Consider the following 9,036-nt stretch of genomic DNA (forward strand, 5'->3'; position numbering starts at 1 on the left):
TCGCGCATATTCAGATTCGGGGAAGACATATCAATTTTGGCACGCAATACCCGGCTGCCTTCAGGGAATTCACCAGCCCGCATTCTTTGAAACAAGTCAAGATTCTCTTCCACCGAACGGTTTCGATACGGACTTTCTTTACCTGGTTCTGTCAGGGTGCCGCGATATTGGCGAATTTCCTCAGCAGACAAATCACAAACATAGGCCTTACCTTTTTTGATAAGCTCCAATGTTAATTCATAGATTCTCTCAAAATAGTCAGAAGCATAATATTCGCCATCCCAATCAAAACCTAGCCATTTAACATCTTCTTTGATAGAATCTACATACTCAACATCCTCTTTGGTCGGATTGGTGTCATCAAACCGTAAATTGCATTTACCACCATATTTAAGCGCCAAGCCAAAATTCAAGCAGATAGACTTAGCATGTCCAATATGCAGGTAGCCATTGGGTTCTGGGGGAAAACGGGTATGTACCCGGTTGCCGTATTTTCCTGTCTTATTGTCTTCATTGATAATAACTTCAATGAAATTAGCAGGTATAGCGGGATTAGTGGCAGGTTCTTTATCCATGTCTTTCATTTCGCTACTCATAGTAATCCTCCTTAGGGTATCCACCGTTCTATATCATTACATTATACTACATTCCTAGCCTTTCCAAAAGCGACAAAGCACCAGTAATGATAATTTTTGTATTGGCAAAATAGTAATTTTGTAATATTCGCATCCTGTGAGAATAAAAATCCCTAGCTACCAGTTAGCTAGGGATGTATTAAGATGATTTAAACCTTAAATTTCAATACTGCCTGCTGGAGTTCGGATGCCATCTGGGCCAAACTAGCTGACGCGGCAGCAATTTCCTCTACACTGGCATTTTGTTCCTGACTAGCAGCCGCCACTTGTTCTGCTCCTGCTGCATTCTTGCGTGCAGCATCAGCAATACTATAAATAGCCTTTTCTACCTGTATGCTGCGCCGTTGTTGTTCTTCTGTTAAAGCAACAATACGCACCACTTCGTCGCGTACATTTTTTATTGCGGTGTAAATTTCTTTGAAAGCAGTTCCTGAATTTTCCACTACTTGTACACCGGCAGCAACTTCCCGACCACTTTTATCAATAGCTGTTACAGTCTCTACCGTTTCAGCCTGAATGGCCTGAATAATGCTGGCAATCTCACGGGCAGCAGCATCTGACTGTTCTGCCAGTTTACGTACTTCATCGGCGACTACAGCAAAACCGCGTCCCTGCTCACCCGCCCTAGCTGCTTCGATGGCCGCATTAAGCGCTAACAAATTGGTTTGACCGGCAATACCGGTAATAACATCAACAATTTGTCCAATTTGCCGAGACTTTTCACCTAACGCATGAATCTTCTTGGTTGCCTGGCTTACGTCATCTTGAATTTCATTCATTTTAGTAACAGCCATACTAATTTGTTCTGTACCAGTTTCCGCAGCCCGTTCGCTTTGTTCAGAAGCAGCAGCTACCGATTGGGCTGCTTTACTAGTATTCGCAATGGCCTCAACCATTTCTTTGATAATCTTGGATGAATTATCGGCCAAAATCACTTGGTTGTTAGCACCTTCAGCCACGCTTTGTATGGTTGTAGCCACTTCTTCAGCCGCTTTCCCTACTTCGCTAGAGGAAGAAGCCAGTTCTTTGGAAGATCCAGCTACCGTTTCCGCGGTAGACGAGGTTTTAGTAACAAGCGTGCGTAGTGCTGTTATCATATCATTAAAGGTATCGGTGAGCTTGTTAATTTCATTCATACCTCTGATCTCGATACTATGAGTCAGATCGCCTTGTGCCACAAGTGCTGCAGCAACACCCAGTCTTTCCAAAGGTGTAACAATAGCACGAGCTATATAGAAAGCAGTAATAAGTGCGATAATGATAGCAATTAGGACAACTGCTGCACCGGCAGCGGTTGATTTGTATACTGGAGCCAATATTTCATGAACTGGTTCATGAACAATAACACCCCATTGATATTGGCTGATGGGTGAATACACGGTAATCGTCTCATCACCTCGGGTAGAGATGGTTTCCAATGTGCCCACCTGTCCATCGATCACCTTGGCAACAAAATCATAGTTCATAAAAGATTCTTTTTTGAGTATCCGCTCTTTGTCCGGGTGAGCAACAATTGTTCCGGTATGGTCGACAACATCTACATAGCCGCTCTGACCAATCTGAGCTTTATCGGCAATATCCCAGATGGACTTGAGGCTAACGTCGGTAGCTACCACACCAACGATCTGTCCAATCTTATTTTTTATCGGTGACGCAATAGTAATACAGGGAGCATTAGTAAAAACAGATATGTATGACTCAGTGATATAGGTTTTACCTGTCATGGCTTCTTTGAAATAAATTCGATCACCGCGGTTCGCCAGGGTTCCTGAAGTTCTGGCAATTTGCATTCCGGTTGTATCCATAACGACTATGAGTTCATAATTTGGATTTTGTCTCTGGGCCGCTAAGATCAATTCTTTAACAGCCACCGAATCCATAGACTTCGCAGCAGGAGAATCGGCTAACATATCGTTTACCATCCGCGCACTTTCAATCACGCGGGCAATTTCATTGCCAATTTGCTTCGCAGTATTCATATTGGCTGTCATGGACACTGCTTTTAAGGCTTGTGCATTTATATAGCCGTTGATAATCCCGCCAATACAGACTGGAATAAAGGCAAACAACACAAATAAGACAATTAATCTAACCTTTAAGCTATTAGTACTAATCAACTATTCGCCCTCCCTTAACTAAAGCTTTTCAAAATATTTACACCATATTAATTATATCCTCTACATATATTTTCAGCAATTGACATTTTTCATAATTGTACTTATATTTGCTGTAGATTCCTGTTGTCTATTGTAGGAAGGGTTATTAGTACTATTATCTTAAAGGGAAGTACTCTGTTAGCCTGCCCGCCAAAGCATAAGTAGCCAATACATCCCGGCACTGACCAAAGCACTGAGTGGAATAGTAATCCCCCAAGCAAATACCATCTGCTGCGCCACACCCCAGCGAACAGCCGAAACCCGCTTGGCTGTACCAACGCCCATGATCGAGCCAGAAACTACATGGGTGGTACTTACTGGCAGGTGCAAATGGGTGGCCAAAAAAATTACAAATGACGAATTTAGATCAGCAGCAAAACCGTTAATTGGTTCCATCCTGAATATTTTTCCACCCATGGTACGAATAATTCTACTGCCGCCACTAGCTGTCCCCAAGGCCATGGCTGTAGCACAAGACAGCTTAACCCATAAAGGCACCTCCAGAGTTGTAATCTGATTGGCACTTAACAGAGCAAGAGTAATGATTCCCATCGCTTTTTGCGCATCATTAGAACCATGGGAAAATGACATCAGGCTAGCAGAAAGTAGTTGCATACGCTGAAACTTATTATTGAGACTGGAAGGCGAAAAACGGCCAAACAGCCACAACAGTACCAGCATAACGAAATAGCCGGTAACCAGAGCTATAATGGGCGATAAAATCAATGATAATACAATTTTTTCAACACCAACAAAATTGACGGCATCAATACCGCTTTTTACCAACAGGCCTCCTAGTAAGCCGCCAATCAATGCATGAGAAGAACTGCTTGGAATCCCGTACCACCAAGTAATTAAATTCCAGATAATAGAACCTGTCAGTGCTGCAATAACAACTTCCTGATTGATCAAAGACGGCGATTTTACAATATCGCCGCCAATAGTTTTTGCTACCCCTGTACTATACAGCGCACCAGCAAAATTCAGTACCGCTGCCAGCATAATTGCATACTCCGGCGCCAATGCCCGAGTGGACACCGATGTGGCAATCGCATTGGCTGTATCGTGAAAACCATTAATAAAATCAAACGCCAACGCCAATACCACAACCAAATATAGTAACGTTATATCAGGCATATTTTAGAATGACGCCTCCAATCAGTTTGGCTATATCCTCGAACAAATCAAGCGTTTCCTCCTGATTCGATAAAATTTCTTTCCATTTGATAATTTCTATCGGGTCCTGGCACTGACGGAACAAGTAGGCCATTTCTTGCCGGTAAATCCGATCCCCCTCTTCCTCCAGCCGAGTTATCCGTGCACAACGTGCTTCAATTTTAACCCGCTGTTTTTTCAAATCTGGAAAATGTTCTACCACTTTATCCAATTGTTTGGCAGCTTTAGCAGTCAGTGCTGCTAACTCACGAGCCCCCTCAGAAACGGAGCCAGTCTGATGATACAAAGCCAGGCGTTCAACTGACTCTTTAATAGCTCCCATAAGATACTCCAATTGTTGCGACATAGCGTAGATATCTTCACGATCAAACTGTAAAATAAATGATTTTTTTAATAATACCGTTAACTTGGCATTCACAGCCTCAGCCTGAACTTGCAATTCATCAATGGCGTCTAAACTGCCGCTAATAGTTGCCGGGTTAACCATTGTCTCATACAGTAAATCGGCACCGCGCCGGATCAGTTGGGTGCTTTCCTTCAAATATCGGAAAAATTTTTCTTCCTTGGGCTTGAGTTTAATGTTAAATTTCATGTCTAAGTCCCCCTATGTACGCCACTTGTCTAAAGTATACACTGTTCTATGTTCTATGCATTCTAATGTTTGTTTTTTATCGTCTGTTAATTTATGAATGGCCGAAACACACTCGTTCGATACTAACATCACTTACTGTTAGTAGCAGCATTATACTCATGGTATCTCTCCTTTATCTTCAATATATTCCCAATTGATTAAGCATGTTTTAGCACCATATGTTTTATTTTGGCTATATTCTATTGATATAAAAGCGACTAAAGTTTCTGCGCAATACGGATAGCACCAATACCATCACCACAGATGGCATAGCAATCGTCCATCCTAAAAAACTTGGCACAAACCAATTCCTTTCCTATTGTACATAAAAAAAAACAATATGTCACATTCTTTTATAATTCATATTTATCACTTGTCTTATTCAATACAGTTATTCATACCGCATTTCGACCTTTTTCGCTAATTGTGCCTAGGAAACATCTCCCTGAAATAATCTATCGCTTGCCAACCTTATTCCACTATGCTAGCAACAGGTATGGTATAAAAAAACTGACGTGTCGATACACGCCAGCCCTATAGGTTGTCTAGCCGATAACGGTTAGCCTCGGTCTTGATTATTTAGGAAATAACCGCAGTCCTTGGCTAGGGGCGGTATTTCTGTTTTAAACAACAATCTAACGATATTTAAACATATAGGTGTACGGCTGTTGCAAAAATACCATAAAACAAAAAAGGGGGGTTACGAAACCTCGTAAACCCCTTACTATCAATGGCGACCCCGGCAGGACTCGAACCTGCGACCTTTTGATTCGTAGTCAAACACTCTATCCAGCTGAGCTACGGAGTCAAGTAAAATCACTACAGATAGTATATTATGCAAATCCAATATTGTCAACATAGTAGAAGCACATTTTCTTATAGTACTTACTTTTTAACGAATAATTTACTATCATTTACAATTGCCGCCGCAATGCCTGCACCAATACCTGAGCCGTCTTTGGTAAGCTTGATGGTAATATGATTGGCTTTTTCGCCAAACATCTCCACAATGGCATTAACCAACTGCTCATGATATCCATGCATGTTTTCATATAAGGACCCATCAATAGCTATCGTATGGTGCTGAGCAAGACCGGGATCAATCTTTAACAATACCCCTGCCCAAGTAGCCGCTACTAAACGCGCAGAGCGCAACATTACCATTCTGACAATTGACTGAATATTCCTGTACTCACTTATGTGTAGGGTCGTAATACCCCAACGCTTAGCTACAATATTAGCTATAGTACTCAGTTCTACTGATGTATCACTGACTATTGCTGAAAGGTCTTCTGTAGACAGCGAATATGGGGTAAACAGTCTTTCAGAATTGCCAGAAATATATCCAAGCTGCCCTAATGAGCTGACGATAAGACGTATTAGTTCTCCCAAATAATAGCCTGAAACCATTTTTTCCAAGCGTTGAACACCTGGTTTCTCGCTGGCCTGATCTAAAAGAATATCATATTTTGTCTGCGGTATCCCATCAAAATTGCCTGACTCCAGATTAACAATCATCGGCTGATTGGTCAGCGGATGGCAGGGCTCAAGATAACAGCTGTTGTGCCCGGTACCACAAATAGCTCCAATTGTAGTATCTGAATCACTATAAGAAGATGTTAGTAACGTTCCCGTAGTATCATTAATAACAGCCTGTAAATTAATCCGACCTAACCCCTTATTTTCTAGCACCGTCTGTAACATTTGCCCCACATCTTGGCCTTCCACTCCAGTTGTCTTAATTTCTTTAGTCCAACTGATCAATACCGCTTTGTCAACATCATATTGACGACAAGGAAATGAAAAAGTAAAACCTAACGGATATGCGCCATTTGATGGTACAATCTCACGTATATGATCCACAATAAACTCAAATAGTTCCTCGCCAGATGCTTTTAAAGTAGTATAATCATAATGCCCCTGCCTATCTCTTAGCGGAAAGGAACACCGTGCGACAATACGGCTCTGGCCGTTTCCCGCCAATTCAAGCAATAACACCCGCACATTGGTTCCGCCAAAATCAACAGCAATTACTTGCCCTTGTTCCTGCCCTGTTGGTCTGCCGATAAAAGATGGCAGCATCTTAAGAGAACTGGGCTTACCAGCCAATCCATCAGCCATCGCTGCCTGAAATCGCAATGCAATATCCTTCATCAAGGTGGTAGATACATACAATTCCTCTTCAATTATAGATACTGCTTTACACGATTGTTCCAATATCAATCACCTCTAGCGATAGTTACATTACTATTCCCTAACCCAAGAAGAATTAAACAAAACTTCACCCGGCATAAGCCAAGTGAAGTTTGTTTATATCGATCCTATTTTTCCAGTCCGGAGAAATCAAGGGTTGCAAAGTAGTCATCAATGGTTTCAGCGCGGCGAATCAACTGCACACTGCCGTCCGGTTTCAGCATCAGTTCAGCAGAACGTAGTTTGCCGTTATAATTAAACCCCATAGCATGACCATGTGCGCCAGTATCATGAATAACGACAATGTCCAATATCAATCAGCGGTAATTTACGGTTGATGGCAAATTTGTCATTATTTTCGCATAGTGATCCAGTAACATCATAAATATAACCTGCTGGCCAATCTTCTTTACCAAGCACCGTGATATGATGATAAGCTCCATACAAAGCAGGACGCATTAAGTTAGCCATACAAGCATCTAAGCCTACATAATTTTTATAAATTTCTTTTTTATGCAGCACTGTTGACACCAGATATCCATAAGGGCCAGTAATCATCCGGCCGCATTCCATTGCCATTTTAATTGGTGCAAGACCATTAGCAACAATTTTGCTTTCATACGCATGTTTAATTCCTTGGCTGATAACATTAAGATCGACAGGTTCCTGTTCAGGCCGATAAGGAATACCAATACCACCACCGAAGTTAACAAATTCAATTTTAATATCTAAGGTACGATAAATTTCAAGAATCAGATCAAACATCATATTGGCAGTTTCAATAAAATATTGCGGATCTAACTCATTGGAAATAATCATCGTATGAATACCAAAACGTTTTACTCCCCGAGCCTTTACAATCCGGTAAGCATCTAACAACTGCTTGCGAGTTAAACCATATTTTGATTCTTCCGGATTACCTATAATGGAGTTGCCGCCTTCGCGCAGTGGACCAGGATTATAGCGGAATGAAATCATTTCCGGAAGCCCTGCGTGTTTATCCAAATAATCTATATGGCTAATATCATCCAGATTAATGATAGCGCCTAGTTCACGTGCTTTTTTAAATTCAATCGCCGGCGTATCATTCGAGGTTAATATAATCTCCTCGCCTTTCAATCCGACCTTTTCTGCTAAAATCAGTTCAGGCAATGAACTGCAGTCTGCTCCCAGACCCTCTTCCCGCAATACTTTTAATATATACGGATTGGGAGTAGCTTTTACAGCAAAATACTCTTTAAAATCAGGCGCCCAGGCAAATGCTTTCAATAAGTTACGTACATTCTGCCTGATCGCTTTCTCATCATAAATGTGAAACGGAGTGGGATATTGCTTAATCACTTCTAAAATTTGCTCTTTCGTAAACGGTAATTTCTTTTCAGCCACTTGTTTCCCTACCCTTCAATAAATATAGTACAGTACAAAAAAGCAGTTTGCGCCAAATCCCGCAAACTGCCTAAAGACACAACACTGTTCTTATCAGTTGGCAAGATAGCACTCCACCTAATAAATCTCAGGTGACAGTCATGCATTTATTCAATACATGACCAGCAAAAGTTTTCGGCCAAAACTTTCACTTCGGCGGCTAGCCCCTTTCAGTATCATCATCGCTGCCAGCTCTTAATACCTACTCTTGACTTGCCGCGCCTCTATCGGAAAATACTATGTGAAACTATTTGAATATGATTATAATATCAGTACAATAAAGTAATGTCAATATCTCGTGGAACTTTTGACATCATTCTGCCTTCAGTTTTTATTTTGTCTATTTTAGTCTCCATTAAGTTTAGTTTAACCGTTTTTCCTAAAAATTCAAATCAGATCATAAACTTTATTTATCCCGATAATAAGACCAGACACAATGTAATCCCCGCATCGTGCCACCACAGCGGCACCCGGCTTGCCCACATATGCGGGTACATATTTCAACTCCTGATATTGGCGCTGCTTTGCCACCCTTTTTTCTTGTTCGCCAAAAAACTACTTCTTTTTTTGGTTCTTTTTTTCCTAACATGCAAAACCATTGCCACAGCGACATGCAATCAACTCCCAGTACTATACTATGTGCCGTATACCTTCTGCCATTAGTATAAAGCAAGCGGTAGTTAATTGCGGTGACAAACATCACGCTCACAGTATCCTGGAAAAGTAAAATGACAAAATCCATAAAAAAAGGTTCTTTGTCAAATATTGGGGTAAAGCATAAAGTGTAGTGGAGCAGGGGATATACCTACTCTGCTTTTCC

The 9,036-nt window shown here is 41.3% G+C and carries 6 protein-coding genes, 1 tRNA gene, 1 pseudogene and 1 riboswitch; all 8 genes and pseudogenes read right to left on the bottom strand.

All coding sequences use genetic code 11. From position 1 onward, the window contains the following. Positions 1-596, bottom strand: a 596-nt coding sequence (locus AC29Z1_RS07080) for a glutamate--tRNA ligase family protein (RefSeq protein ID WP_488270759.1), incomplete at its 3' end; no start/stop codon positions are given. 188 nt (positions 597-784) lie between these two features. After that, complete coding sequence (locus AC29Z1_RS07085; protein ID WP_488270760.1) at positions 785-2,752, bottom strand: methyl-accepting chemotaxis protein; 1,968 nt, start codon at positions 2,750-2,752, stop codon at positions 785-787. A 177-nt stretch (positions 2,753-2,929) separates the two neighbouring features. Then, on the bottom strand, positions 2,930-3,928 hold the full coding sequence (locus tag AC29Z1_RS07090; protein WP_488270761.1) for an inorganic phosphate transporter: 999 nt from the start codon (positions 3,926-3,928) through the stop codon (positions 2,930-2,932). Further along, positions 3,921-4,559 carry a DUF47 domain-containing protein gene (locus AC29Z1_RS07095; protein ID WP_488270762.1) on the bottom strand — a complete coding sequence of 213 codons (639 nt, stop codon included), beginning with the start codon at positions 4,557-4,559 and terminating at the stop codon, positions 3,921-3,923. Before AC29Z1_RS07095 ends, AC29Z1_RS07090 begins: the two co-directional genes overlap by 8 nt. A 770-nt stretch (positions 4,560-5,329) precedes the next feature. Continuing rightward, positions 5,330-5,406: transfer RNA gene (locus AC29Z1_RS07100), tRNA-Arg, on the bottom strand. A gap of 77 nt (positions 5,407-5,483) precedes the next feature. After that, the gene (locus tag AC29Z1_RS07105) at positions 5,484-6,815 is read right to left on the bottom strand and encodes a hexokinase family protein (protein ID WP_488270763.1); all 1,332 of its coding nucleotides are present in this window, start codon (positions 6,813-6,815) and stop codon (positions 5,484-5,486) included. Positions 6,816-6,919: 104 nt separating this feature from the next. After that, positions 6,920-8,177, bottom strand: a pseudogene (locus AC29Z1_RS07110) (diaminopimelate decarboxylase family protein). 98 nt (positions 8,178-8,275) lie between these two features. Beyond that, positions 8,276-8,451, bottom strand: a riboswitch (Lysine riboswitch). A 171-nt stretch (positions 8,452-8,622) separates the two neighbouring features. Beyond that, the gene (locus AC29Z1_RS07115; RefSeq protein WP_488270764.1) at positions 8,623-8,829 is read right to left on the bottom strand and encodes a hypothetical protein; all 207 of its coding nucleotides are present in this window, start codon (positions 8,827-8,829) and stop codon (positions 8,623-8,625) included. Positions 8,830-9,036: the final 207 nt, after the last annotated feature.

It is taken from the genome of Sporomusa sp., from assembly GCF_057736855.1.

Excerpts from the sequence above, each read along its gene's own strand:
- AC29Z1_RS07115 (WP_488270764.1), bottom strand. The coding sequence starts at position 8,829 with ATGTCGCTGTGGCAATGGTTTTGCATGTTAGGAAAAAAAGAACCAAAA.
- AC29Z1_RS07095 (WP_488270762.1), bottom strand. The coding sequence starts at position 4,559 with ATGAAATTTAACATTAAACTCAAGCCCAAGGAAGAAAAATTTTTCCGA.
- AC29Z1_RS07090 (WP_488270761.1), bottom strand. The coding sequence starts at position 3,928 with ATGCCTGATATAACGTTACTATATTTGGTTGTGGTATTGGCGTTGGCG.